General features: G+C 60.8%; 23 protein-coding genes, 3 tRNA genes and 1 pseudogene. 7 read left to right on the top strand and 20 right to left on the bottom strand.

Features of this window, described 5'->3' with window-relative positions; translation table 11 throughout:
* The first annotated feature begins 25 nt into the window (after positions 1–25).
* Positions 26–1,042, top strand: coding sequence for an Rpn family recombination-promoting nuclease/putative transposase (locus tag KUV74_RS05225; RefSeq protein WP_222515772.1), 1,017 nt, complete (start codon positions 26–28; stop codon positions 1,040–1,042).
* On the opposite strand, the pseudogene KUV74_RS21030 reads toward KUV74_RS05225, so the two are convergent.
* The 7 genes and pseudogenes from KUV74_RS21030 to KUV74_RS05255 form a co-directional block, all read right to left on the bottom strand.
* A pseudogene (locus KUV74_RS21030) lies at positions 1,039–1,208 on the bottom strand (IS481 family transposase); the annotation flags it as partial. The gene KUV74_RS05225 and the pseudogene KUV74_RS21030 overlap by 4 nt on opposite strands.
* Positions 1,209–1,566: 358 nt before the next feature.
* Positions 1,567–2,220, bottom strand: coding sequence for a DUF1523 family protein (locus KUV74_RS05230; RefSeq protein ID WP_108131099.1), 654 nt, complete (start codon positions 2,218–2,220; stop codon positions 1,567–1,569).
* A 10-nt stretch (positions 2,221–2,230) separates the two neighbouring features.
* Positions 2,231–2,497, bottom strand: a complete 267-nt coding sequence (locus tag KUV74_RS05235) for a hypothetical protein (protein WP_222515773.1) — start codon at positions 2,495–2,497, stop codon at positions 2,231–2,233.
* A 3-nt stretch (positions 2,498–2,500) separates the two neighbouring features.
* Positions 2,501–3,856: a DUF6638 family protein gene (locus KUV74_RS05240; protein WP_222515774.1), complete on the bottom strand. Its 1,356-nt coding sequence runs from the start codon at positions 3,854–3,856 to the stop codon at positions 2,501–2,503.
* Positions 3,774–5,717: an AAA family ATPase gene (locus KUV74_RS05245; protein WP_222515775.1), complete on the bottom strand. Its 1,944-nt coding sequence runs from the start codon at positions 5,715–5,717 to the stop codon at positions 3,774–3,776. Before KUV74_RS05245 ends, KUV74_RS05240 begins: the two co-directional genes overlap by 83 nt.
* A gap of 76 nt (positions 5,718–5,793) precedes the next feature.
* Positions 5,794–6,912 (bottom strand): hypothetical protein, encoded by a 1,119-nt coding sequence (locus KUV74_RS05250; protein ID WP_222515776.1) that lies wholly within the window; start codon positions 6,910–6,912, stop codon positions 5,794–5,796.
* Between the two features lie 139 nt (positions 6,913–7,051).
* Complete coding sequence (locus tag KUV74_RS05255; protein ID WP_222515777.1) at positions 7,052–8,134, bottom strand: hypothetical protein; 1,083 nt, start codon at positions 8,132–8,134, stop codon at positions 7,052–7,054.
* Between the two features lie 638 nt (positions 8,135–8,772).
* Here KUV74_RS05255 and KUV74_RS20800 point away from each other — a divergent pair.
* Positions 8,773–9,324 carry a hypothetical protein gene (locus KUV74_RS20800; protein ID WP_261395093.1) on the top strand — a complete coding sequence of 184 codons (552 nt, stop codon included), beginning with the start codon at positions 8,773–8,775 and terminating at the stop codon, positions 9,322–9,324.
* A gap of 154 nt (positions 9,325–9,478) precedes the next feature.
* Here the strand turns inward: KUV74_RS20800 and KUV74_RS05265 are convergent.
* From KUV74_RS05265 to KUV74_RS05295, 7 genes are all read right to left on the bottom strand, one after another.
* Positions 9,479–9,554, bottom strand: a tRNA-Thr gene (locus KUV74_RS05265).
* A gap of 72 nt (positions 9,555–9,626) precedes the next feature.
* Positions 9,627–9,701 (bottom strand) — tRNA-Gln (locus tag KUV74_RS05270).
* Positions 9,702–9,708: 7 nt separating this feature from the next.
* Positions 9,709–9,784: transfer RNA gene (locus KUV74_RS05275), tRNA-Phe, on the bottom strand.
* 95 nt (positions 9,785–9,879) lie between these two features.
* Complete coding sequence (locus tag KUV74_RS05280) at positions 9,880–10,152, bottom strand: oxidative damage protection protein (RefSeq protein ID WP_045994673.1); 273 nt, start codon at positions 10,150–10,152, stop codon at positions 9,880–9,882.
* 164 nt (positions 10,153–10,316) lie between these two features.
* Complete coding sequence (gene mutY / locus KUV74_RS05285; RefSeq protein ID WP_231498413.1) at positions 10,317–11,396, bottom strand: A/G-specific adenine glycosylase; 1,080 nt, start codon at positions 11,394–11,396, stop codon at positions 10,317–10,319.
* A gap of 154 nt (positions 11,397–11,550) precedes the next feature.
* On the bottom strand, positions 11,551–13,917 hold the full coding sequence (locus KUV74_RS05290; protein WP_222515778.1) for an AsmA family protein: 2,367 nt from the start codon (positions 13,915–13,917) through the stop codon (positions 11,551–11,553).
* Positions 13,914–14,363, bottom strand: a complete 450-nt coding sequence (locus KUV74_RS05295) for an acetyl-CoA sensor PanZ family protein (protein ID WP_045994670.1) — start codon at positions 14,361–14,363, stop codon at positions 13,914–13,916. The genes KUV74_RS05290 and KUV74_RS05295 overlap by 4 nt, the downstream gene beginning before the upstream one ends.
* Before the next feature lie 173 nt (positions 14,364–14,536).
* Here KUV74_RS05295 and hisB point away from each other — a divergent pair, with 173 nt between their 5' ends.
* From hisB to hisF, 4 genes are all read left to right on the top strand, one after another.
* Positions 14,537–15,130, top strand: coding sequence for an imidazoleglycerol-phosphate dehydratase HisB (gene hisB, locus KUV74_RS05300; RefSeq protein ID WP_045994669.1), 594 nt, complete (start codon positions 14,537–14,539; stop codon positions 15,128–15,130).
* 100 nt (positions 15,131–15,230) lie between these two features.
* Complete coding sequence (gene hisH / locus KUV74_RS05305) at positions 15,231–15,872, top strand: imidazole glycerol phosphate synthase subunit HisH (RefSeq protein WP_222515779.1); 642 nt, start codon at positions 15,231–15,233, stop codon at positions 15,870–15,872.
* Positions 15,873–16,006: 134 nt separating this feature from the next.
* Positions 16,007–16,747 (top strand): 1-(5-phosphoribosyl)-5-[(5-phosphoribosylamino)methylideneamino]imidazole-4-carboxamide isomerase, encoded by a 741-nt coding sequence (gene hisA / locus KUV74_RS05310; RefSeq protein ID WP_108131090.1) that lies wholly within the window; start codon positions 16,007–16,009, stop codon positions 16,745–16,747.
* Positions 16,748–16,756: 9 nt separating this feature from the next.
* On the top strand, positions 16,757–17,530 hold the full coding sequence (gene hisF / locus KUV74_RS05315) for an imidazole glycerol phosphate synthase subunit HisF (RefSeq protein ID WP_045994666.1): 774 nt from the start codon (positions 16,757–16,759) through the stop codon (positions 17,528–17,530).
* A 107-nt stretch (positions 17,531–17,637) separates the two neighbouring features.
* On the opposite strand, the gene KUV74_RS05320 is transcribed toward hisF, so the two are convergent.
* The gene (locus tag KUV74_RS05320) at positions 17,638–18,222 is read right to left on the bottom strand and encodes a YjaG family protein (protein WP_045994665.1); all 585 of its coding nucleotides are present in this window, start codon (positions 18,220–18,222) and stop codon (positions 17,638–17,640) included.
* 124 nt (positions 18,223–18,346) lie between these two features.
* Positions 18,347–18,640 carry an MGMT family protein gene (locus KUV74_RS05325; protein ID WP_045994664.1) on the bottom strand — a complete coding sequence of 98 codons (294 nt, stop codon included), beginning with the start codon at positions 18,638–18,640 and terminating at the stop codon, positions 18,347–18,349.
* A 71-nt stretch (positions 18,641–18,711) separates the two neighbouring features.
* On the opposite strand from KUV74_RS05325, the gene KUV74_RS05330 reads away from it, so the two are divergent.
* Positions 18,712–19,401 carry a type 1 glutamine amidotransferase gene (locus tag KUV74_RS05330; protein WP_108131591.1) on the top strand — a complete coding sequence of 230 codons (690 nt, stop codon included), beginning with the start codon at positions 18,712–18,714 and terminating at the stop codon, positions 19,399–19,401.
* Here KUV74_RS05330 and mnmH read toward each other — a convergent pair.
* The 4 genes from mnmH to KUV74_RS05350 form a co-directional block, all read right to left on the bottom strand.
* Complete coding sequence (gene mnmH, locus KUV74_RS05335; protein WP_222515780.1) at positions 19,398–20,504, bottom strand: tRNA 2-selenouridine(34) synthase MnmH; 1,107 nt, start codon at positions 20,502–20,504, stop codon at positions 19,398–19,400. The two genes, KUV74_RS05330 and mnmH, sit on opposite strands and share 4 nt — an antisense overlap.
* Entirely contained in the window at positions 20,501–21,538 is a 1,038-nt protein-coding gene (gene selD / locus KUV74_RS05340) for a selenide, water dikinase SelD (RefSeq protein WP_045994662.1), read from the bottom strand. The genes mnmH and selD overlap by 4 nt, the downstream gene beginning before the upstream one ends.
* Before the next feature lie 151 nt (positions 21,539–21,689).
* A complete protein-coding gene (radA, locus tag KUV74_RS05345; protein ID WP_222515781.1) occupies positions 21,690–23,066 on the bottom strand; it encodes a DNA repair protein RadA in 1,377 nt (458 codons plus the stop codon).
* A 46-nt stretch (positions 23,067–23,112) separates the two neighbouring features.
* Positions 23,113–23,889: a helix-turn-helix domain-containing protein gene (locus KUV74_RS05350; RefSeq protein ID WP_222515782.1), complete on the bottom strand. Its 777-nt coding sequence runs from the start codon at positions 23,887–23,889 to the stop codon at positions 23,113–23,115.
* Positions 23,890–23,900: the final 11 nt, after the last annotated feature.

A 23,900-nucleotide genomic window follows, 5' to 3' on the forward strand; every position in this document is an offset into this window, starting at 1 on the left:
CTCGCCAGTCGGCGGCTGATATCCCATGAACCACCAGCACGACCACAGCTACAAACTGCTGTTCAGCGAACCTAGAGTCATTCGAGACCTCCTGACAGGCTTCATCAAGGAGGACTGGATAGCGCATCTCGACCTCGACTCACTGGAGAAGGTCAGCAGCAGCTTTGTCAGCGACGACTTGCGCGATCGGGAGTCCGACGTCATCTGGCGCGCACGCTTCGGCGATGACTGGATCTACGTCTATCTGTTGATCGAATTCCAGAGCACCATCGATCCCTTCATGGCGCTGCGCATCATGACCTACGTGGGCCTCCTGTATCAGGACCTGATCAAGCAGCAGAAGCTCTCGCCCCACGCCAGGTTGCCCCCGGTGCTGCCCGTCGTGCTCTACAATGGAGAGAAGCGTTGGAACGCCGCCGTCGACGTATCGGACCTCGTTCAGAGCGTGCCCAGGGAGCTGGAGCGATACCGCCCACGAATGCCCTATCTTCTGCTGGACGAAGGCGCCATCGTGGACTCGGAGCATTGGTCGCCGGAGGCACGCAACGTGGTAGCCGCCATATTTCGACTGGAACACCACCGTGGCACCAGGGAGGCGGTCGAACTGATCGGGTTGCTGGCAAGATGGCTCGAAGCGCCGGACCAGACTCGTCTGCGCCGTCACTTCGCCATCTGGATCAAGCGCGTGCTGCTGCCCAACTGGATACCCGATAGCGAAGGAACCGAGTGGCAGAATCTCAACGAACTCAATGAGGTACACAACATGCTGGCCGAGCGTGCAAAACGATGGCCCGAGCAGTGGAAGCAACAGGGTCTTGAAGAAGGCCGCCAGGAAGGCCGCAAGCAAGGACGTCAGGAAGGACGTCAGGAAGGACTGCAGGAGGGCGAACAAAAGGGCGAACAGAAAGGTGAACAGAAGGCTCGCCTGGAGGTCGCCCGCAACATGATCGAGCGGACTCAGCTGGACGACCAGACGGTGGCGGATCTGTCGGGGCTGGACATCGCGCAGGTGAGGACGCTGAGAGACGAACTCAAACGCTAGGTGTGAAAACCCGCCAGGTTGTTCACGGAACGGGCCAGCCGGCCAACGCGAGACTGATCATTCAGGAAGGCATGTGGTCGGTGCCAGTTGTACTGATGAAGCCAGGCGCGCAGCTGCTGGCCTCGCTCCTCCGAGCTCCGTAAGACCAGGGATAGGCCCACTCGCGCTTGAGAATACGTGCCACCGTGCTTTAGCCAATCTCCAGCGCCTGGGCAATCTGCCAATAGGTCTAGCGTTGCCGGCGGCGCTCGGCGATCTGTTCCACCGGCGTTGCGTCTGATGCCAAAGCACTTCGAGCAGGGCGTGCGCGGACGCAGTTTCCGAGTACACCGCCTTCAATGCGGTTTTTCCTAGAACCGAGGTTCATCCGCGACCCGACACCTAGGCGCTGTCCGAAAAGTCAACGAGCGAAGGTTAGACAAGGCAAAAATCGGTGAGAAAGCGCAGTTTACGGGGTGTAAATGAGCATTTTGATCCGATTTTTAACGCCGTATTACCGAGCGCAGGCACTTTTCAGACAAGCCCTAGCGCCTGTTGCGGCCCTTCCATGTATCCAGCCATCGGCGTAGACGGTGCCAACGGTGATTTACAGCTTCACCGGCACTATCGAGGCCACCTTCAACTTCCTCCATCACCGGGTCGAGATGGCGCCGCCTGAAGCGCACCCAGGCTCGCCACAGGAAAGCGACAGCGCTTCCCATCAGCACCAGAAAACCGTATGTAAACCAATTGAATGGCTTGTCATTCGGGCCTTCGACCGACTCAATCGAGACAGCATTAGGAAAGATGGAAAAGAATTGGTTGCGCCAACCGTAATGCATGATAGATACCCATTGTGGATCCGCCCGCGTCGAAATTCGGTCACTGGCCTCCGTATAAAGATTGGCGGTGTCGAACTTGAAGTAAGGTGGCCAGCTCCAGCCGGTATCCTCATTGCGATAGACGATCGCTTTACCACTGGGGAAAACTGCTTGTATGAACTGAACATCACGATTTTCCAGCGTATTGGTCAAATCATCCGGATCAGACCAAAAGATGCGCGTCCAATCATTGATATCCTGTCGCTTCTCGTAGGTATCGACGATACGAACGACGTCATACTGGGGAAGGCTATAATGCATAACCGCTCCGACCATCAGCCAGAAAACACCCCAGAAACTCCACTTCACGATTGCCATTGACTGCCCCCTAGAAAAAATTGATAACAAACACCAAAACAGTCATCAACGTGACGGGAAAGATATAAATCAAGGATATCAATATAGGCCGCCAGCGGCGACGATACCGACGCATCGATCTGCGCACAAAGACTCTCTCGTCACCCGCTGAAGAACGCCTTTTCCATTCATCTTCAAGCCCCTTGCGCCAACGAAAAAAAAGGTAAACATTGACAATGATATAGCAGAACGTCATAAGCACCATGACGACCAGGATCAGGCGAGCAAAAGCAATCACGCATTATTCCTTGTTACTGCCAAATAGCATGGCGCGAGCGGAGTCTTTATCGGAGATATACTCACGAACAATAGCATCGACGGAAAAATCTCTGACCTCACGCGGCCAGCTGCGGTAGCGGCGATAGAACTCATCCTTGTGACAGATGTAGAGCTGTAGAACGTCATTCGGAACCAGTTCCGCCAGCAGCATATTGACCAGATCCTTCACCGGCGTATCAGCAGCACGAAGGGTGGCAAAGTAGGCGGGATGACTTATGCCAACCTTTGGCCTTGTTCCACCGGCCTCTGCCCACCGGACAATGGACGCCAGCCCTTCATACTCCATGGGTAGTGAGACACCACTGCGGGCCGCAAGACGACGTAGTCGAGACCCGGCATGTCCAGTTGAATCAACAGATTTTTTCTCCAACTCCAGACCAAGCATAAGGTCCAGCTTTCGGCGCAGGACAGCAACACCCTCATCGCCTGGAAACTTGACGACAGTCTCGACGAGCTCGTTGTCGCTCAAAAAACGGGCCACATCACGTCGATCATCGAGCAGCATTACAAGCGCCGACGGCAGCTGGCGCCGGTACTTCTCTTCGCGCACAACAACACTCGGCTTCTCCATATCTTGAAAGATATACAGACCGCCAAACAAAGACGTCCAGAAATTCCTCTGCTCGAAGACAGCATGCTGGAGCTGGACCGGGTTCCGCGTGACATCACCAGTACAACGAGCAACTTCGATCATTTCGTTGATCAGTTGTTCATTGAACCAGCCATCCTTCTCATCGTGGAAACGATCCACCAGCCTGGCAAGGTGGCCCGCCTTGGCAATGGTGCCATTCGTCGTGTCCGCAACCACCTTGATTTGACGAATATCGAAAAGGTCCCGGGGGCTCTCGACACTGAAAACAGAATTCTCCAATTCACCGGCTATGGCGTCGGTCGCTGTCAAGGCAAATAGTTGTCGTTCGTTCTCTCTGATAAATCGGTTCAAGATTTGTCGACTGGTGGAAAAATGGGCGTTGAGCAAGGGGCATCGGCCTTGTTCGTTACTCAATAGAATGAATTGACGATTGACTCCGCCATGATTCAAGTACTGATGATCACCCAACTCTGAACCAACTTCCGGGGAATACCCGGAAACATCAACATGAAACTCGGAAAGCTGGGTGGTCGCACCAGTCAGGTGCTCGAGTGCTCTGTTGTAGCGATCCACCAACACAGGCGAGTCGACGTGGAAAAGATTGGAATACATCAGACCACTTTCGATCAGCCGCTGCATAGGATCACCCTCTGCCATCCTGGAAGCGACGCTGAGCTTCTTGACGACGTTCCATATCACGTACCAAGGCATCAATCGCTGCTTCATCGGAGCTTCCTGCATAGCGAAACTCGCTGTCGGCGTAGCGATTGATTTCCTGAAGGACCATGTTTGAAGTGATCGGGACACGAAGCTCTGAAATCATCGCCTTCTTCGTTTCATAGTCCTTGGCCAGAAAGACATCCGGAACCTCCATCCACTCATCAGGTATATCGAAATCCATCGAGCGAACTTTAACCGCGTCGCTTATGTTTTTTATTGCGCGGCCGGTAAATCTCTCATCAACCTGCTGAATCTCCCTCAGATATGTCCCCAAAGCAGCAACTGAATCAATATCGCCGAATTTCTCGAAAAGTCGTTCAAAAATCTCTTTCAGGCGTGGCTCAGCAGGCCTATTGTAGGAAGAAAAGGATTGAACGATTGCTTGCTTTATGCTCTGAGAAGAATAGAGTTCGTGCTTTCCGAGTGGGATACCATGGTGGCTGCCCAGCAAAAGATGCAAAATATCGATATAGTCCTCTCTGGTTTTTGGTCCATCAACCAGAAATCTGGCACCCGCCCGCTGGCGAAGAGCGTCGTCGACATTTTCCGGATAGTTCGAAAACATTCCGAAAGTACAATTCCCTCTTACCACGGTATTGGCGCCGGCAAATGCCTCCATCAACACGGCAGTCACCTCCTGCTGCCCGGCGGAGGACTGACGGTCACCGCGTTTTCCAGCAATCTGGTCGATATCATCAATAGTTCCAAATCCTATCACCGAAGGATCCATGACATGATGAATGAAGGCCTTGGCGTTCTGTCCCGACTTGCCTTGATAACTGTCAATATTGTCAACACCGAAGTTCTGGTAGCGGAAGGGGTAACCCGCCACTTGACAGTAGTCATGAATCAATCCCGCCATCATCTGGATCAGAGTGGTCTTGCCGGTGCCTGGTTTACCGTCCCCCATGAAGGTGAAGATAAAACCTCCCAGCTCGGCGAAGGGGTTCATGCGACGTTCAAAGTCGTACGCCATCACCATACGGGCAAGCCTCTGCGCCTGGTGCTTGGCGATATGATTACCGATGACCTCTTCAGGTCGCTTGAACACCATGTTCAAACTACTGGATCCACCTCGACGCGCCGGCTCGAAACCTCTCAATGTGAGCCTATCTGCCTCTACTCTCCATACGCTGGCGGTGAAGGATCCCAGTCGCGGAGCGTTCTCTGCTCTTAGAACCACCTTCTCCAACAACTGTTCGGTCCAGGCAAGCAGGGCGGCAACAAGGTGAACGTCATCGCTAGCATGCAAAGCAACAATCTGATCCAGCTCCCACAAGACACCATGAAGAGCCAGTTGAGCGTTGTCAGTAACCAGTTCTTGTAACTCGCCCACCTCAACCTGTGTCTCGCTGCCATGATCGAGCAATAGCCATGCCAAGGCGTTGGCAAGAACATGGGTGGAGATCAGCGCCTCGGCGGCAAGCAGCTCCGTGAACTCGGTACGCCGCGATGAAGCCAGTGAGCCAGAGAGATTGGCCTGTTTAAGCTCCAGCAACCCATTGCGCTCGGCCCAGCATTCGCCAATCGCCAGAGCAATCGCGATGGATCGCCGGAGGCCATGCTGGACGGTCGCCTGGAGCGGAGACATCAATGGGTCTCCTCCATTGCTTGCCGCTATCCGTTCGCCCAAGTGCACTCCATCCGGGCGCCCCGTGGAGCGTGTGGCGAGCCCCGGCGTGGTCGATCGAAGCCTGCGAGTACGACCTATACCTGGAGATATTTCTTTCTCGTCAAGCGTAAGCTGCTGCCGTGGGCGGGCGATACGAGGACTGTGATCAAAGCCCTCCAGCATCCTTTCAGCCGCAGCGTAGTGCCTCTGGATATCATCTTCGCGCAGTTCCATCTGATCGCTGTCAAGACTCATGAATCCCTCGCTACCGGGCCTTCCTGCCACGGTTATCTATTGTTGCTTCGCCCCTCAGGACGGCGCCGTCATCGTGTTATAAGTGCAGCACCTGTCCCGATGGGCTGACCACAAACTTCTGCACATCGGCAAACCCGGAGGGGGCCAGCTCAGCCAGGACCTGAAACGGACGCTGAGGCAAAATGATGGAGCGTAACGTACGAGTAGCTCCGGAGTGACCTGCACCATCAGAGAAGGGGTCCAGGGCAAAGATTTCGCGCTCGACCTTACTGAACCATCCACTACGTTCTTCTTGCGTCCCATCACTATCGAGCTCCTCCTGGGTCCAGGCCAAGGCCCAATCGTCCTCTCCCCCTGGACAGGCCTGCTCGAGAATCTGCCGCAACGGTCCGGCCTGCTCGGTATAGGAGGACGAGTACATGGGCCCAATGTGATAGCGGTGGAGCCGTTTTGGATGAACGTCATCGAAGTCCGCATCCAACCCACGGGCAATGGTCAGCAATGTCAGTCCAGCAAGGGACTGGGCCATCAGGTGAGCCTGGACAGCTGGCCAACGGTATTCGTCTTTTGGCAGAGGGGCAGAACCACTGTCATCGACCTCCATCAAGTAGATGACAGGCAGATTGACCTGGCTGTCGTAGACAGCCCAATGGATGAAAAAACGCCTTCGTCCACCGTCACTGTCCAGCATCTCGCACTGAGGGTCATTTTGAATCCAGAAAAGAGCGCCTCGAGAGATTTCCTCGTAATAGAGTCGCTGGGACATGGCATACTGAAGTCGGGTAGGCGAACGGCACTCACCAAGGATGGTGCGAATCATCTGAGCCTTGAGTTCGCGTGTACTTGGCATATTTGTCAGATGGCGTGAAGCTTGCTGAGCGTCATTAGCCATACGCATCAACTCGCTGGCGACCGGAAAGCCACTCTCGCGTCTGTCCACGGTGAGGCTACCGAGACTCCGGGAGGGGGTTTGCCCCACCATCAAATACTTGGTGCTCAAGGCGTCAAAGGTAAAATCAAGGCGCTTCAGATAATCCGTCAGTGCTCTTGCATCTATGCGATTCAGTTGATCGCTGGCATGCATGGCTGCCGCCACTCGCTCGAGCCGCTGGAGGATCTCGCTGAATCTGCGAAAGTAATGACGCGAAGCATACACGTCAGCTAACTCAAGATGATCACAATCTGACGAATCCATCGTACCCTCTTTTCGGCGAGTACCGGCAAGCACATCATTTTCATTCAACGATGACATCATTCACTGAATGATCGCCTCCATAAGGAAGCTGGTATAAAACCTCCACCTATCACGTATCGAATGATGGAGAACCTACCCCTCAACGCCCATACAGATTCTTGTCATGTTTCTCGACGATCTTTGAAAATCTCCGAGCAAAGCGCTCGTCAGCGCGGGCCTTTTTCTCCAGGACGTCTCTTGCATACACCATCTGGCCTTCATGTGCTTCGAGCATATCGGCCATGCGCTGGTTGGTTGCACTGCCGATGCCCGCCATCGCAGTCTGAGCTTCCTGGTCTGTCTGGGAGCCAATTTCGTTGATCCTGTGCGCTACGTCCTGCTGCTGAGCCGTCTTCAACGACTTACTCAGGGCGTCATATAGCACAACTCTTTGCTGAGTATCTGTCTGGAGCTTGTTGATCAGCACCTTTTGAGTCGCTGCCTGATTCTGAAGACTGTCCAACCAGGTTTTCCCCTTCTCGATGTAGCGCTCGAGCGTTTGCGAGCGGGAGATGCTGACCTGTTCATCCTGGACCAGCGCGTTGTAGCGTGTATTCGTGTCTGCAAGCTCGGTTTCCAGGCGAGTACGCTGCGCTGCATCCTGCTCAACGGATATCTTGCTCTCCAGATCGATGAGCTGTGGGTCAAGTGTCTCTATTTCGGCTCTCAGCGACTCAAGCTCTGCTACCGCTGCCTCTCTATCACCCAGGGATCGTTCCAGATTCTTCTGGACCTTTTCCTGCTGGCTCTCGAGCTCCTGTAATTGGCCATCCAGGAGCTTTACGATGATGTCGGATTTGGCGATGAGGTCCTGCAGCTTTTCGTCAATGCTTGCGCTCCTCATTCGCTCCTGACGCATGGACTCAGCCTTTCCCTTACTAAAGATTCCGACGAACTTCTCCATACTGGACTTGTTGCGCATTTCGTCAAAATCTTTGGAAAATCCGGCTGTAGTGTCATCAAGCCCCATGATCAACTCTGCGATATTGGCGTTCATGGTCTCGGTGTGGGCATGAACGTCATCCAAGGTAGCAACTTCGATGTTGAAGCCTACTGAGTCTCCTGCATCTGCGCGGGCACGAGCGGCTTCAACACTGGCAGTGACCTCGGCGATTTTTCGCTGCGACTCTTTTACCTTGTTGCTCGATTCTTCAATCATGGTATCGAAATGGGATTTCTTCATTTTTTCGATATTTCCCTGTGATCTGTCCGGATAGAAGGCATCTAGCGCGACCCAAATCCTAACCTTGACTGCGCCTATACCGCTTTTGAGTTATACAGCAACCAAAACGCCACATTTTTTCGAGAAAACCATGTGTCCTGTGATATACCTGCACACCTTCAGTCAGGACGACTTTCTCTCCCATCCTATTCCTACGTCTTGAATAAAAGTACACGTAAACTTTGCAATATCAGCGATACCTTCTTCAAAGCATCGCCTAATCCCGGATGTGGCAAACCTGTAAGATTTCACCCATAAACATACAAAAAACACATGATTTACCATCATGACTAGCCATGGCCAACTGCCACACACAACAACAATGATTCATGAATGGTGGGCGGGAACCAGAAGAGACAAACAAACATCAGGTCAATCTCGCCACCAAGAATAATGCGCCATCGAGAAAGCCATACAACTTCATGATGTGGATCAAGAAATAAAACCATCTCCTACAGCCTAACCCGGGCAATCAATGCTCAATATCGAGTCCTCCTGACAGGCTTCATCTACAATGGAGAGAAGCGTTGGAACGCCGCGTCGACGTATCGGACCTCGTGCAAAGCGTGCCCAGGGAGCTGGAGCGATACCGTCCACGAATGCCCTATCTTCTGCTGGACGAAGGCGCCATCGTGGACTCGGAGCATTGGTCGCCGGAGGCACGCAACGTGGTAGACGCCATATTTCGACTGGAACACCACCGTGGCACCAGGGAGGCGGTCGAACTGATCGGGCTGCTGGCAAGATGGCTCGAAGCGCCGGACCAGACTCGTCTGCGCCGTCACTTCGCCATCTGGATCAAGCGCGTGCTGCTGCCCAACTGGATACCCGAGAGCGAAGGAACCGAGTGGCATAATCTTAACAAAATCAATGATGTACACAACATGATGGCCGAGCGTGCAAAACGATGGCCCGAGCAGTGGAAGCAACAGGGTCTTGAAGAAGGCCTCAAGCAAGGACGTGAGGAAGGCCGCAAGGAAGGACGTCAGGAAGGCCTGCTGGAAAGCGAACAGAAGGGCGAACAGAAGGCTCGTCTGGAGGTCGCCCGCAACATGATCGAGCGGACTCAGCTAGATGACCAGACGGTGGCGGATCTGTCGGGGCTGGACATCGCGCAGGTCAGGACGCTGAGAGACGAACTCAAGCGCTAGGGCTTGTACGAAAAGTGCCTGCGCAGGTGCCGAACGCCTGAAGTACACCCGCGCTGCCGGGCACGACACCATGATTCACCCACGCACAAAAAAACCGCCTCGATGGGCGGTTTTGATGTTGCAGCAAGTCGTTGATCCATAACCATCTTTTAGATGGTGCCGGCACCAGGAGTCGAACCCGGGACCTACTGATTACAAGTCAGTTGCTCTACCAACTGAGCTATGCCGGCTCGGGCCGACCGGAAGGTCGCTTGCTGCTCTGGTGTTACGCCTTGGGCGTCTCACCCGAAACGGGGTTGGCGTGGCTGGGGTAGCAGGATTCGAACCTGCGCATGCCGATACCAAAAACCGGTGCCTTACCACTTGGCGATACCCCAGCAGAGTTGGTGGCCAGAGACGGAATCGAACCGCCGACACGGGGATTTTCAATCCCCTGCTCTACCAACTGAGCTATCTGGCCCCTTGCCAACGCGACGTATTAAACCAATTCCTCCGTTTTCCGTCAACCCCTTTTCTTTCAAAATGATGGCGAGCGCTTTTCAAGGCGTCGCAAGGCTAGGCGTCACGCGGAACATAGCCCTCGGCGCGGTCGGTCTCTTCATTGTCGAAGAAGCGCTCCATCTGCTCCATCAGGTACTCGCGGTTAGCCGGGTCCATCATGTTCAGATGCTTCTCGTTGATCAGACGGGTCTGCAGCGCCTGCCATTCTTCCCAGGCCTGGCGTGACACGCTCGCCTGGATTTCCTGCCCCTTCTTGCCCGGCAGCGGGGGGAAGGGCAAGGCGTCGAGCTCCTTCTGGTACTTGCGGCAAAACACGGTCTGACTCATGGCGGTCTCCTTTCTATGGTACGGCCTGCTGGCTATGGTGTGGCCTGCTGGCACGAGGATAGCAGTGTGCCCCGCCCAGACTTAAGCGTTCTGTTGCTGCAGAGCCGTGGCGCTCGTCCCGGGCTCCCTGTGCGCTAAGGTCAGCGCTGGGGGCAGCACGGACGTCAACGCGACGGTGGCTGGCTCAAGGCAAAGGGAGCCAGTGAGGCGAGCAGCTTCTTTACCGGTGCGGCAAGTCCCACCGACTCCGGCGCCTGGGGGTCGTACCACAGCCGCCCCTCGGCGACGCCATCGACTCGCCCGCCACGTGCCGGCACCGGCGTGATTTCCAGGCGAAAGTGACTGAACACATGGACGAAGCTCGACCAAGGCTCGTCTCGCTCGGCTCCGGGCGCGTGGGTATCGAGCCAGGCATCGATCTCGGCGTCGCTGTCGAACTGGGGAAGCCCCCACAGCCCGCCCCACAGCCCCTGGGAAGGCCGCTGCTCCAGCAGGATGCGCCCGGCCTCGTCGCTCAGCACCAGCATGCGGGTATGGCGCAAGGGGATCGCTTTCTTCGGCTTGGACTCCGGGAAGCGCTTTTGCTCCCCTCGGGCGCGGGCCACACAGACATCGGCGAACGGGCAGCGCTCGCAGTCCGGCTGGCCACGGCGGCACAGTGTCGCCCCAAGGTCCATCATGCCCTGGGTGAAATCCACCACTCGCTGTTCCGGCGTGTAGTGCTCGGCCAGGTGCCAGAGCTCGCGTTCCACCGCTGGCCGGCCGGGCCAGCCTTCCAGCGCGTGCAGGCGCGTCAGTACGCGCTTGACGTTGCCATCCAGAATGACGGCTCGCCTACCGGTGCTCTGGGCGATGATCGCCCCGGCGGTCGAGCGGCCAATGCCAGGCAGCGCGGCCATGGCATCGAGGCTGTCCGTGGGAAACTCGCCTGCATGCTGTTCCACCACGACTCGGGCCGCCTTGTGCAGATTCCGGCCTCTGGCGTAGTAGCCCAACCCGGTCCACAGATGAAGGACCTCATCCTGGCTGGCCTCGGCGAGGGCCTTTACATCAGGAAAGCGCTGCATGAACCGCTCAAAATAGGGAATGACGGTAGCAACCTGGGTCTGCTGCAGCATGATTTCCGAGACCCACACCCGATAGGCAGTACGATCATGCTGCCAGGGAAGATCGTGGCGACCGTGCACATCGAACCAGTCGAGCAGGCGCCGGGAAAACACCTCTGTACTGAGCAGCGGCGACACTCGACCGCTATCCTTGTCGCCTTTCACCCGACTGTCAGGGCCAGAGACTTCTGATAAATATTTCATAAAACCAATTAGTTATCATCACTCAAAAGTCAGACACGAAAAAAAGCGCCGACACGGAGGTCGGCGCAGTGACTGGCTTGCTTGATGCTCAATTAAATAGACCACGGACGGCGTCACGAAGTTCCTTGCCAGCCTCTTCTCCGATGCGTTCGTCGAGACGCTCGAGCTCCTTGCCCAGCCGCTCCTCGACTTCCTCGTTGACGCGGGAGCGGGCCTCTTCGGCGACCAGCTCGCCCAGATTGGCCTTGAAGGCGTCGGCGTCAAAGCCGCACCACTGGCTGCTGTCACCCTCCAGGCTGCCTTCGCAGCGCACCGGGAAGGGCACCTTTTCGAGACGCCGATTGACGCTGCAGGCGGCATCGGCGGTGTCGACAAAACGGGCCGCCCCGTCGGCATCGAAACGCTGGCTGCCCAGATCGAGCTGACCACCACCACTGACCTCGATACCCGGCAGGGTGATCAGCAGGTCGTCGTTATGGGCGACGCCGTCACGGATGGTGAAGCGCGCGCTGATGTTCTCGAAGCGGGTGTTCTCGCTCCACTCGCGCGTGGTCTGCTCGCCTTCGAGGCGCGCCACGGCGGTACACAGCTGACGCGAAATATTGGCGCGGGGAATGCTGCCCTCGTTGATCCGCGTGTCCAGGGTGCCGTTGAGGTTACGGGTCAGCTCATGGCGAGCGTTGCCGCGGGTGGTCAGTTCACCACTGGCATGCAGCGAGCCGCTGAGCGGGGCGGGCTCCTGCCCAAGCGATGTCAGCAACGACTCCAGACGCACGCCCTCGACCTCCGGCGCCAGCTGCCAGGCGAGGTCATCGCCGCTGGCGTCGAGCACCCCGGTGGCCTCAAGCCGACCTTCATGGAAGCCCGCTTCGAAGCCGGTCAGACGGTGCCTGCCACCCTCGCCCTGCATGCTCAAGGACACATCCTGGTAGCGCTGGCCGCCCAGGATCAGCTGACCCAGCGCCAGCGATACGCTCTCGTCCAGCCCGGCCAGAAAGCTTTTCGGCAGGATCGCCGGTGCGCCGTCCTGGTCCTGGTCCTGGGCCAGCGCCGACGCGATGCCGGGAATGCCGTTGGCGGCGGTGTCCTGCTCGGGCGGCGGCAGATAGCTGTCGGCGTCGAGGCGGTCGCCTTCCAGATCGAGATCGACCCGGGTGCCATCGAAGCGTGCGCCGAGGGAACCGGAGAAGGTGTTGTCATCGAGCACCAGCGTCAGGCCATTGAGCGAGAGCTGCTCGAGGGTGCCTTCCACCGGACTGGTCAGCGCCACTTCCGACAGCGCCTCGTCGCTGGACATGCTGGGCATGGCGTCCATGCGCGCAAGCCAGGCACGCAGCGACAACGGTGCCAGACGCACCTGGCCGTCATAGCGTGGCGCCGAATTCAGCTCCTTCAGGTTGAGATTGCCCTTGATCGACAGACCATCGGGGCCGCTCAAGGCGATATCGCGCAGCTGGGCGGTACCGGCGTCGAAGTCCGACTCCAGCTGGAACGAAAGCGTCATGGCCACACGCTTCTCGCCTAACTGGGGTGCCAGCAGGCTGGCGTCCAGTTGACTCGGCGCCATGTGCAGACGCTGCTCGCCAAGGTTCAGCACCACCTCGTCGCTGGTCAGGGTCGCCTCCTGGGGTTCCGAGGCACCGGCCAGCAGAGTACTGGTCTCCAGCGTCACGTCGCTGAGCACGTGGCGGCTGTCGGCGAGACCCAGATTGACGTCGCTCTCCAGGGTGACATCGCTTTGCAGCCCAGGGGTGCGCTCTTCCGTTGTTTCGCCCTCACCGCCGCCATCGAGCTGGTCGAACACCTTCAGCTGGAAGGTGGAGCTGAGCGGAAAGGCGGTATCCGGATTGACGTTGCTACCGTTGATGGTGAGCTTCTCGGCCTGCCACTCACGGCCGGCCTGATGATCGACCAGGCTCAGATGGCCCTTGGTCACCTCGACGCTGGCGATGTTCAGGGCCACCGACAGACCGCCTTCATCATCCGGGTTGGGGCCTGCGCTGGCCGGCGCCAGCGCCTTTTCGGCGTCATCGGCCCTGTTTTCGAGGCGTTCGAGCAGCGCCTCCCAATTGCCGGTGCCATCACTGTCGCGCTCGAGATTCAGCGACAGCCCATCCAGGGTCAGGCCGTCGATGGCGATTTCGCCGCGCAACAGCGGTGTGAACGCCAGGCTGACCGAGGCCTCGGAGAAGGCAGCAAAGGCCTGGGCGTCATCCGCCTGATCCGGCAGGCGCGCTTCGGCCTCGGCCACGCTGACACCAATGCGCGGATAGAAGGACCACTCCAATGGGCCTTCCAGCGACAGTTCGAGCCCGGTGTGCTCCTTCACCACGGACACCAGCCTCGGCTTCATGTCCTCGGGGTTGAAGAAGGTGGTGACGTAGACCACCGCGCCCACCGTGACCAGGGCGAGGACGCCGACGACCGCCAGCAGGGTTCTTACGAGTCGTTTCATTTGCCGCTTTCTCCGGTGGGCAGATCAAGTTGGAAATCATCGCCGCTTCGCGTCAGCTGATAGCCCAGACGCTTTAGCAGCATCTGGTCGGCCAGGGTCAGCTGCGAACCGGCCACGCTCAGCGCCACGCCGTCACGGTTGGCGGCAGCGCTGATCAGCGCCAGCAGGCGCGAGCCCACGCCGCGCCGGCGAGTGGTCTTGCGAACACAGAGGTCGAACATGCGCCAGCGCCCGTCACCAGGACTGACGGCGACAGCACCGAGCAGGCGATCATTGAAGCGCGCCGCCCAGAAGAAGCCATGTTCGAGCTGGCGGGTCACGTAGGCTCCCGGCGGGAGCTTGATGCGCTCCTCCGGCGCATCGGCATAAATGCGGGTCAGATCGATCCGCACCTGTTCATCGGCGTCCCAGACATCCTGGTCGACGCGAAAGAGGGTCACCGGCATACGCTGTCTCCCTTGGCCGGAGGGCGGCGACGGCCGCCACTGGAATGGCTGCATTGTAGCGGATGGGGGTGCCGATTCACTATAATGGCTGTCTTGTGCGCCTCGCACCGCGACCGGCCCACCTTAGAAACAAGGCCCCCAATTCCGACATGCGCGTGAGCGCAGGAGACGACATGTCCGAGCGTATTGCCACGGTCAGCCGTGACACCAAGGAAACCCAGATCAGCGTCACCCTCAACCTCGACGGCGAGGGCAACCTCAAGGGTGAAAGCGGGGTTCCCTTCCTCGACCATATGCTCGACCAGGTGGCCCGCCACGGCATGGTCGACCTGGACATCAGCGTCAACGGCGATTTGCACATCGACGACCACCACACCGTCGAGGACCTCGGCATCACCCTGGGACAGGCGTTCAACCAGGCCATCGGCGACAAGCGCGGCATCTATCGCTACGGCCACGCCTATGTGCCGCTGGACGAGGCACTGTCCCGGGTGGTCATCGACTTCTCCGGCCGTGCCGGCCTGTCCATGAACGTCGAGTTCACCCGCGCCACCATCGGGCGTTTCGACACCCAGCTTTTCTGGGAGTTCTTTCAGGGCTTCGTCAATCACGCCCAGGTCACGCTGCATATCGACAACCTGAAGGGCTTCAATGCCCACCATCAGGCGGAAACCATCTTCAAGGCCTTCGGCCGCGCCCTGCGCATGGCCGCCGCCGAGGACCCCCGCATGGCCGGCAAGCTGCCCTCCACCAAGGGTAGCCTCTAACGCCGCCGGCTGCGGTCCAACAGCAACAAGACGACAAGACACCAAGCGAGGCGGTCGCCGGCAGCGGCGCCCCTCCGGGCCAACCACCAAGGAGCGCTTCATGACCATTGCCGTCATCGACTACGGAATGGGCAACCTCCATTCCGTCGCCAAGGCACTGGAACACGTCACCCACGAGAACGTGCTGGTGACCCGCGACGCTCGCTCGATCCAGGGCGCGACCCGTGTCGTGCTACCGGGACAGGGCGCCATCCGCGACTGCATGGGCGAACTGGAGCGTACCGAGCTCAGCGGCCTGGTTCGCGAGCTGCTGGCCAGCCAGTCCAAGCCGCTGCTGGGCATCTGTGTGGGTCAGCAGATGCTGATGGACCACAGCGACGAGAACGGCGGCATCGACTGCCTGGGCCACCTCGCCGGTCAGGTGAAGCGGTTTCCACTGGACATGCAGGACAGTGACGGCGCTCGCCTGAAGGTCCCGCACATGGGCTGGAATCTGGTGGAGCAGCCCAACGCCCACCCGCTGTGGGAGGGTATCGAGCCCGGTTCGCACTTCTACTTTGTGCATAGCTACTATGTGGCCGCCGAGCATGACGCCGAGGTCTTCGGCACCACCGACTACGGCAGCGTCAGCGCTCATGTGGCGGTGGGTCGTGACGCCACCTTTGCGGTGCAGTTCCACCCGGAAAAGAGCGCTCGTGCCGGCCTCAGGCTGCTCGAGAACTTTGTCCAGTGGAACCCCTGACCCAGACCTGAGCGCCGGCCGGGCAGCCGCTCGCTTGCCCTGGCCGCCGCCCGACATCTGCACCGGCACGGCCCACGCCCTGCCTGCATCGATCACACTGGCACGCCCCTGAAAAGGCACCCCGAGGACACAACATGCTGGTAATTCCCGCCATCGATCTCAAGGACGGACAGTGCGTTCGTCTCAAGCAAGGCCGCATGGACGAGGCCACCACCTATGGCGACGACCCCGTCGCCATGGCCGCTCGCTGGGTCGAGGCCGGCGCGCGGCGCCTGCATCTGGTCGACCTCAACGGCGCCTTCGAGGGGCGTCCGGTCAACGGCGAGGCGGTGACCGCCATTGCCCGCCAGTACCCCGACCTGCCGATCCAGATCGGTGGCGGCATTCGCAGCGCCGAGACCATCGAGCACTACCTCAAGGCCGGCGTCTCCCAGGTGATCATCGGCACCAAGGCGGTCAAGGAGCCTGACTTCGTGACCGAAATGTGTCGCGCCTTCCCCGGCCATATCATCGTCGGCCTCGACGCCCATGATGGCCGTGTGGCCACCGACGGCTGGGCCGAGGTGTCCGAGGTGATGGCGGTGGATCTGGCCAAGCGCTTTGCCGACGACGGCGTCTCCAGCATCGTCTACACCGATATCGCTCGCGACGGCATGATGAACGGCGTCAACGTCGAGGCCACGGCAGCCCTGGCCCGGGACGGTGGCATTCCGGTCATCGCCTCCGGCGGCGTGACCAACCTCGATGACCTGCGCGCCCTGGTGGCGGCTGGCGAGCCGGGCATTCTCGGCGCCATCACCGGACGCGCCATCTACGAAGGCAGCCTGGACGTCGCCGAAGGGCAGCGCCTGTGCGACGAACTGACCCAAGGCTGAGGAGGCTCCATGGCTCTTTCCAAACGCATCATCCCGTGTCTCGACGTCGACGCCGGCCGAGTGGTCAAGGGTGTCAACTTCGTCGGCATCCGTGACGCCGGCGACCCGGTGGAGGTGGCGCAGCGCTACAACCAGCAGGGCGCCGACGAGATCACCTTTCTCGACATCACCGCCAGCCACGAGGACCGCGACACCACGGTGGAGATGGTCGAGCGCATCGCCGGCGAAGTGTTCATCCCGCTGACGGTAGGCGGCGGCATCCGCACCTGTGACGATATCCGCACCATGCTCAACGCCGGCGCCGACAAGGTCTCGATCAATACCGCAGCGGTAACCAACCCTGAGTTCGTGCGTGAAGCCGCCGAGCGCTTCGGTAGCCAGTGCATCGTGGTGGCGATCGACGCCAAGCGCGTCAGCGAGGAAGGCGAAGCCCCTCGCTGGGAGATATTCACCCACGGCGGCCGTCGCCCCACCGGGCTCGACGCGGTGGAATGGGCCAAGAAGATGGTCGAGTACGGGGCCGGCGAACTGCTGTTGACCAGCATGGACCGCGACGGCACCAAGGCCGGCTTCGACCTGGGCGTCACCCGCGCCATCAGCGATGCGGTGGCGGTGCCGGTCATCGCCTCCGGCGGTGTCGGCAACCTCGACCACCTGGTCGAGGGCGTGACCGAAGGCCACGCCGATGCGGTGCTGGCGGCCAGCATCTTCCACTTCGCCGAGTACACCATCCCCGAGGCCAAGCGCTATATGGCCGACAAGGGCATCACCATGCGCCTCTGACCGACGCCTTTGGCTGGCTCTTCAGCCAGGGCTTGCAGAGCCAGCAACCAACCACCCCCGCCGGGTAGCCCGGCGGGGGTGGTCGTTTGTACGGACTGAAACCGACCTCAGTCTAGGGTCAGCCCCAGATTGCTGACACCACCGTTGCGTCCAAGCTTTCTCAACGCCTTGACGTGCTTCTTGCTCGGCTCTTCCTCGGCCGCCTCCAGCGCCGCATCCTGAAAGTCGTTCTCGTCTTCCATCAACGGGTGCTGCTTGACCAGTTGGGCGAGCTTTTCGGCATCGTCTTCTCCCTCGGTCAGCTCGATAAAGGAGCGCACCGCCGCCTTCGAGACCTTGCTGACCTCAAGCACCGCGTCCGGCGCATCGCCCCTCAAGGTGTCGAGGATCGCCGATAGCGCGACCACCGCATCGAGGGCACGACGGGCGCCGAAGCTGTCGTCCTGTTGAGGAGGCTCCAGCTCGCCGAGCTTTTCGGCCTGGAGATCGAAGTCGATCTTGGCGTCCTTGACGGTCAACTGCTCCCACACCAGATCGAGGATCGCCCTCATGCCCGCCAGATCCCCGTGACCGCTGGTATCGGCGTAGAGCGCATAGTTGGGCAGCATGCGCTCGGTCAACGCGGCCATGAAGGCCTGTTGCTGACGTAGAGTCAGCGCCTGCAGGCGCTGGTGAAATCCTGGCTTTGCCATGATGGCTCCTGTGCTGGCAATAAACGGGCTGCCGGTCCCTTTATTCAAGGTTCAAGGGGCGAGAGTCGAGGGTCGCGTGTCGAATGTCGGGAAAACGGCGATGGCCGAAAGCGGACTGGGCGACTCAAGGCCAGAAGCGCTCCTGGGCGATCCGTCCACGCTCATCGAAGGCCACACCTTCATCGATCAGACGCTTGCGCTGCTCGTCGGCTCCGCCATGGTCGGCGAGCTTGCGCGAGGCCGTCACCACCCTGAACCAGGGAAGCTCATGCCCCGACGGCAGATCGCGCAGCGCCCGCGCGACCATGCGTGCGCTGGCCCCATCGGTCATGGCGGCGATGCGCCCGTAGCTGGTCACCCGCCCCGAAGGAATCTCGCTGATGATGGTAAGAATCTGTTCTCGGACGTCCGGATTCATGTAACCTTTCGTTCTGGTTGCATTTTCATCGAGGGATGGCGCCGCCCACCCTCAGTCTGAGCGAGGCCCCCATGCACCTTCATCTGCTCAAGCACCATCCTGACCTGGGCCCCGCACGCATCGGCGACTGGCTTGCCAGCATGGGCCACAGCTTCACCGTCTTCCACCTCTACGACGGTGAGCTGGTGCCGCGCCCCGGGGACTGCGACGCCCTGATCATCCTCGACGATCTCGAGGACCGCGACCAGGCGCCCTGGCTCAAGGCCGAACGCAAGCTGATCGACCAGATGCTCGACGGCCACAAGCCGCTGCTCGGGCTCGGCGCCGGCGCCCGGCGCATCGCCGAAGCGCTGGACGCTCCGGTGGGCCGTGGCACCCAGGCCGAAGCCGGCTGGCAGACCGTCAGCCTGGCCGACGACAGCCCCTTCGACCTGCCCGACGACTTCCCCGCCCTGCTGTGGCATCGCCAGGTGTTCGGACTACCCGATGACGCCCTGCCGCTGGGCGGCACGCCGACAAGCCCGGTGCTCGGCTTCGCCTGGGACGCCGGCCGGGTGGTTGGCCTGGCCTGCCACCTGCATCATCACCAGGAGAGCCTGACGGCCTTTCTCGAGACGATGCCGTTGCCGCAAGGCGCCGACGCAAGCCCCAGGACCCAGTCGCCGGAAACGATCCTTGCCGAGGCCCGGCGCCTGGATACCCTGGCGCCGCTGCTGGATCGCCTGCTGAGCCAGTGGCTGCGCACGGCACCGGACGTCTAATTCGCCACCGCGTCCCGCTGCTGCTGGCTCCAGGCCCTGGCAAACTCGAGGCAGCTGTCCCAGTCACCGACATGCAGGAAGCGACGCTCGGTGTGCTTCTCCAGCTGGTAGCGGTACATGGGGTCATAGTACTCGGTAAGCAAAGGCGCCAGCCAGGCCTCGTGGGCCTGGCGGTTGCCGGCCTCGTGCTCGCGGAAGGCCAGCGCCTGCAGCCGCTGCAGGCGGGCCAGTCGCGCGCTCCCCAGGCGCTTCTTCAGTCGCCCCAGCGCCGTCGACAACTGCTTGCGCATCAGTGACCAGCCAAGGCGCTCGCCGAACTGGTTGCGATAGATCGTCCACAGGTCGTCGATGTAGTCCTTGTGGATCTGGTTGAGGCGCCAGTCCAGCGGCATCTCGACGCGGATCCTCGGCGCCGGCTCCATTCCCCGCCAGAACTCGAGCGGTATATTGGCCGCGCCGATGTGGCGCGACTCGTCTTCCAGCACCAGCGGCCCGTGCAATGACAGCAGCCGCAGGCCCATAGCGTGCTCGAAGTCGATCTGGCTGGGGGCGATCAGTGGATGGCGACCAAAGGCCGAGCCCTTGTGACGGGCGCAGCCCTCCAGATCCAGACCGTTGTCCAGGGCCTGCACGATGGACGTCTTGGCGCAGCCGGTCAGGCCACCCACCACCAGCATGGGCTGGGCGGCGGCGTCATCGATGCGTGCGCACAACGCCTGGCGCATGGCCTTCCAGCCACCCTCGATGCGTGGTCGTTCGACGCCGGCCTCAAGCAGCCAGCGCTGGGCGATCTGCGAGCGCAGGCCACCCCGAAAACAGTAGATGATGGCGTCCGGGGCCGCCTCGAGCTGGCGCTTCCAGGCTTCGATGCGCGCGGCCTTGATCTCGCCGGACACCAGCCGCTCGCCCAGGGCGATGGCGGCCTGCTGGCCGGACTCCTTGTAGGCGATCCCGACCTGATGGCGTTCCTCGTTGTTCATCAGCGGCAGGTTGACCGCCCCGGGCAGGCTGCCCTGGGCGAACTCCACCGGCGCCCGCACGTCGATCAAGGTGCGCCCCTCGACCAGCAGGGCGGGATCCGCCGGGACCAGCGGCAGCTTCATCCGCGCACCTCGATCAGCGCCTCACCGCTGGCCTCGACGACCTCGCCGAAGGGTGCAAGCTCGATACCAAACTCCCGGCCGACCCGCTCGACATCGTCCTCCCAGGACGGGTGTACCGAGATCAACAGACCGCCCGAGGTCTGCGGATCACACAGCCACTGCCAGTGGGCCTCATCCATCTGCGGCAGGCTGGCCCCCAGGGCGTCACGGTTACGACGGGTGCCGCCGGGTACCGCGCCCTGGCGCCGGTAAGCCTCGGCCTCGGCCAGGCGCGGCAGGCGGCGAAAGTCGATGCGAGCCGCCACGCCACTGGCCGCGCACACCTCGGACAGGTGGCCAGCCAGGCCAAAGCCGGTGACGTCGGTCATCGCACGCACCCCTTCGATGCGCGCAAGGGCGGCACCGATACGGTTGCTGATCAGCATGGTTTCCCGCGCCAGGCCATGGTGACCGCTTTCCAGAAGCCCCTGCTTCTCCGCCGTGGTCAGCATGCCCACCCCCAGCGGCTTGGTCAGAAACAGCAGATCGCCGGGCTTGGCGCCCTTGTTGAGCTTCAGGTGCTTGAGTTCCACCAGACCGTTGACCGCGAGACCGAAGATCGGCTCCGGGGCATCGATGGAGTGGCCGCCCGCCAGCGCCAGGCCCAGCTCACGACATACCGCCTGAGCCCCGGCCACCACGTCACCGGCGATGTCCGCGCCCAGCTTGTCCAGCGGCCAGCCCAGAATGCCCAACGCCATCACCGGGTCACCGCCCATGGCGTAGACGTCGCTGATGGCGTTGGTGGCGGCGATGCGGCCGAAGTCGAAGGGGTCATCGACGATCGGCATGAAGAAGTCGGTGGTGCTGATCATGCCGCGCCCGTCGCCCAGGTCGAAGACGGCGGCGTCCTCTCGTCCCTGGTTGCCGACGATCATCTTCGAGTGGCTCGCTCCCGGACCGGCCTTGGCCAGGATGCTGTCGAGCACATCGGGGGCGATCTTGCAGCCACAGCCGGCACCGTGACTGTATTGGGTCAAGCGGATGGCGCTCATGGAAGTCTCCTTGGCAATGATGGGCCCATTCTACACCAGCAGGACCGGCGGAATCGGCACGGCGCAGTCACCATCGTCCTGATCACATCCCGGGTAACAGGCTGTGATCAGGGTATGGTCTGGCGCCCTGGTGATCAGTTCATGGATGGAGTTACAGCACTTCGAGGGCGTCGGCGAGCTTGTCCACCGCCACCACCTCCATCCCCGCCGGTGAGTTCTTGGGAGCGTTACCCCGGGGCACGATGGCGCGGGTAAAACCGTGCTTGGCGGCCTCGACGATACGCTCCTGGCCGCTCGGCACGGGGCGAATCTCCCCGGACAGGCCAACCTCGCCGAATACCACCAGCTCGCGCGGCAGTGCCCTGCCCTGCAGGCTCGACACCACCGCCAGCAATACCGCCAGGTCGGCACTGGTCTCCAGCACCTTGACCCCGCCGACGACGTTGAGAAAGACGTCCTGGTCGCCGGTAAACAGGCCACCGTGACGGTGCAGCACCGCCAGCAGCATCGACAGGCGATTGGCATCCAGCCCTACCGCGACGCGGCGCGGGTTGCCCAGCGCCGACTCATCGAGCAGCGCCTGCACCTCCACCAGGATCGGCCGGGTGCCTTCCCACACCACCATCACCAGGCTGCCGGGGGCCTGCTCCTGCTGACGCGAAAGGAAGATCGCGCTGGGGTTCTTCACCTCCTTCATGCCGTGTTCCAGCATGGCGAAGACGCCCAGCTCGTTGACCGCACCGAAGCGGTTCTTCTGGCCGCGCAGGGTACGGAAGCGGGAATCGGCGCCGCCTTCCAGCAACAGGGAGGCGTCGATCATGTGCTCGAGCACCTTGGGCCCGGCCAGGCTGCCGTCCTTGGTGACGTGGCCGACCAGCAGCAGCACCGTGCTGGACTGCTTGGCGAAACGGGTTAGTGCCGCCGCGGATTCGCGTACCTGGGCCACACCACCCGGCGCCGACGAGATGTCCTCCAGATGCATGGTCTGGATCGAGTCGATCACCAGCACCTCGGGGCGCTCGCGCTCGGCCACCGCCAGGATGGTCTCGACGCTGGTCTCCGCCAGCATCTTGAGTCCCTGGGTCGGCAACTGCAGGCGGTGGGCGCGCATCGCCACCTGGGACAGCGACTCCTCGCCGGTGACATAGAGAACGCTGCGCTCCTGAGCCAGCTTGCAGGCGGTCTGCAGCAGCAAGGTGGACTTGCCGGCCCCGGGGTGGCCGCCCAGCAGCACCGCGGAGCCCGGCACCAGACCGCCGCCGAGTACGCGGTCGAACTCGGCAAAGGTCGACGACAACCGCGGCACCTCCGACAGATCCACGTTGGCCAGATCCACCACCTCACGCGACAGGCTGCCGGCGTAGCCACCGCGCGCCGTCGCGCCGGCGCTCGACCCGCTTCTGGCAGGCGAGGACAGACGCACCTCGGTCAGGGTGTTCCACTCCTGGCAGCTGGAACACTGCCCCTGCCATTTGCGGTACTCGGCACCGCACTCGGTGCACACGAAGGCGCTCTTGGCCTTGACCATGAATCCTCTCTCTATCGGTTCAATCGGGTTCGTTCGTCAGCGATGGTCAACACTGCGGCTTGCCGCCGTGTCCCGGGTAGCACTTGTCGTCCTCAGCACGGCGGTAGCGGCGAAACACCTCCATCTCCCAGGGACGCATGGCGATCATCAGGCTGACACCAAAGCGCTGCTCCAGCGGCAGCGACAGATCTTCCTGATGACAGTGGCGAAGGTCCAGCGCCAGCCGCCGAAGCTTCTGCTGCATCACCTCATTGGAGCGCACCGACAGCATGCCATTGACGAACAGTCTTATCTCGCCCGGGCGATCGAAGCGACACGCCAGGAAATCCTCCTGGACCCGGGACTCGAAGAAGCGCTGGATAGGCCCTTGCGGCTGCCACTGGAAGTCATAGCTGATCAGCAGCTTGATGCGATTGCCCGGCAGCAGCTCGATCAATCCCATACGATCGAGCCGCACCAGGTGCGTTATCACCTGAGGCTCACCGAGCGAATAGGTCGCACAGATATCTTCAAAGCGCCAGCGATTAAGCGTACAGAAGGCCACCAGCAGCAGCGACATGTCAGAGACCAGCTCCTGCTCAAGCTCAGGGGCGATCGCGTCGACCAGCGCCTGGGGCTCCAGCTGGCGTACAAGGTCTGTGATCTCGAGACCGACCAGGGCACACACCTGATCCAGGCGCTGCAGCGAAAACTGGCGCTCGGCGAACAGCCGCTTGACGCTGGCCTCGGACAGGCCAAGCGCCGCCGCCACCTGCTGATAGGTGACGCCATTGGCCCGCAGTGCCGCCTTGAGCGCATCCACAATCGCCACCGTCTGCGCCATGACTCACATCC

It is taken from the genome of Halomonas sp. DP1Y21-3 (assembly GCF_019801245.1).
GTDB classification, from domain to species: Bacteria; Pseudomonadota; Gammaproteobacteria; order Pseudomonadales; family Halomonadaceae; genus Halomonas; species Halomonas litopenaei.

Bases quoted from the DNA above. Each gene is read 5' to 3' on its own strand.
- KUV74_RS05325 (WP_045994664.1), bottom strand. From the start codon at position 18,640: ATGAATCCGGACGTCCGAGAACAGATTCTTACCATCATCAGCGAGATT.
- KUV74_RS05320 (WP_045994665.1), bottom strand. From the start codon at position 18,222: ATGGCAAAGCCAGGATTTCACCAGCGCCTGCAGGCGCTGACTCTACGT.
- KUV74_RS05290 (WP_222515778.1), bottom strand. From the start codon at position 13,917: ATGAAACGACTCGTAAGAACCCTGCTGGCGGTCGTCGGCGTCCTCGCC.
- KUV74_RS05350 (WP_222515782.1), bottom strand. From the start codon at position 23,889: ATGGCGCAGACGGTGGCGATTGTGGATGCGCTCAAGGCGGCACTGCGG.
- hisF (WP_045994666.1), top strand. From the start codon at position 16,757: ATGGCTCTTTCCAAACGCATCATCCCGTGTCTCGACGTCGACGCCGGC.
- mnmH (WP_222515780.1), bottom strand. From the start codon at position 20,504: ATGAAGCTGCCGCTGGTCCCGGCGGATCCCGCCCTGCTGGTCGAGGGG.
- radA (WP_222515781.1), bottom strand. From the start codon at position 23,066: ATGGTCAAGGCCAAGAGCGCCTTCGTGTGCACCGAGTGCGGTGCCGAG.
- KUV74_RS05280 (WP_045994673.1), bottom strand. From the start codon at position 10,152: ATGAGTCAGACCGTGTTTTGCCGCAAGTACCAGAAGGAGCTCGACGCC.
- KUV74_RS05250 (WP_222515776.1), bottom strand. From the start codon at position 6,912: ATGGATTCGTCAGATTGTGATCATCTTGAGTTAGCTGACGTGTATGCT.
- hisB (WP_045994669.1), top strand. From the start codon at position 14,537: ATGTCCGAGCGTATTGCCACGGTCAGCCGTGACACCAAGGAAACCCAG.
- hisH (WP_222515779.1), top strand. From the start codon at position 15,231: ATGACCATTGCCGTCATCGACTACGGAATGGGCAACCTCCATTCCGTC.
- KUV74_RS05245 (WP_222515775.1), bottom strand. From the start codon at position 5,717: ATGAGTCTTGACAGCGATCAGATGGAACTGCGCGAAGATGATATCCAG.
- KUV74_RS05255 (WP_222515777.1), bottom strand. From the start codon at position 8,134: ATGAAGAAATCCCATTTCGATACCATGATTGAAGAATCGAGCAACAAG.
- KUV74_RS20800 (WP_261395093.1), top strand. From the start codon at position 8,773: ATGCCCTATCTTCTGCTGGACGAAGGCGCCATCGTGGACTCGGAGCAT.
- KUV74_RS05225 (WP_222515772.1), top strand. From the start codon at position 26: ATGAACCACCAGCACGACCACAGCTACAAACTGCTGTTCAGCGAACCT.
- KUV74_RS05240 (WP_222515774.1), bottom strand. From the start codon at position 3,856: ATGAAGCAGCGATTGATGCCTTGGTACGTGATATGGAACGTCGTCAAG.
- hisA (WP_108131090.1), top strand. From the start codon at position 16,007: ATGCTGGTAATTCCCGCCATCGATCTCAAGGACGGACAGTGCGTTCGT.
- KUV74_RS05230 (WP_108131099.1), bottom strand. From the start codon at position 2,220: ATGGCAATCGTGAAGTGGAGTTTCTGGGGTGTTTTCTGGCTGATGGTC.
- selD (WP_045994662.1), bottom strand. From the start codon at position 21,538: ATGAGCGCCATCCGCTTGACCCAATACAGTCACGGTGCCGGCTGTGGC.
- KUV74_RS05330 (WP_108131591.1), top strand. From the start codon at position 18,712: ATGCACCTTCATCTGCTCAAGCACCATCCTGACCTGGGCCCCGCACGC.
- KUV74_RS05295 (WP_045994670.1), bottom strand. From the start codon at position 14,363: ATGCCGGTGACCCTCTTTCGCGTCGACCAGGATGTCTGGGACGCCGAT.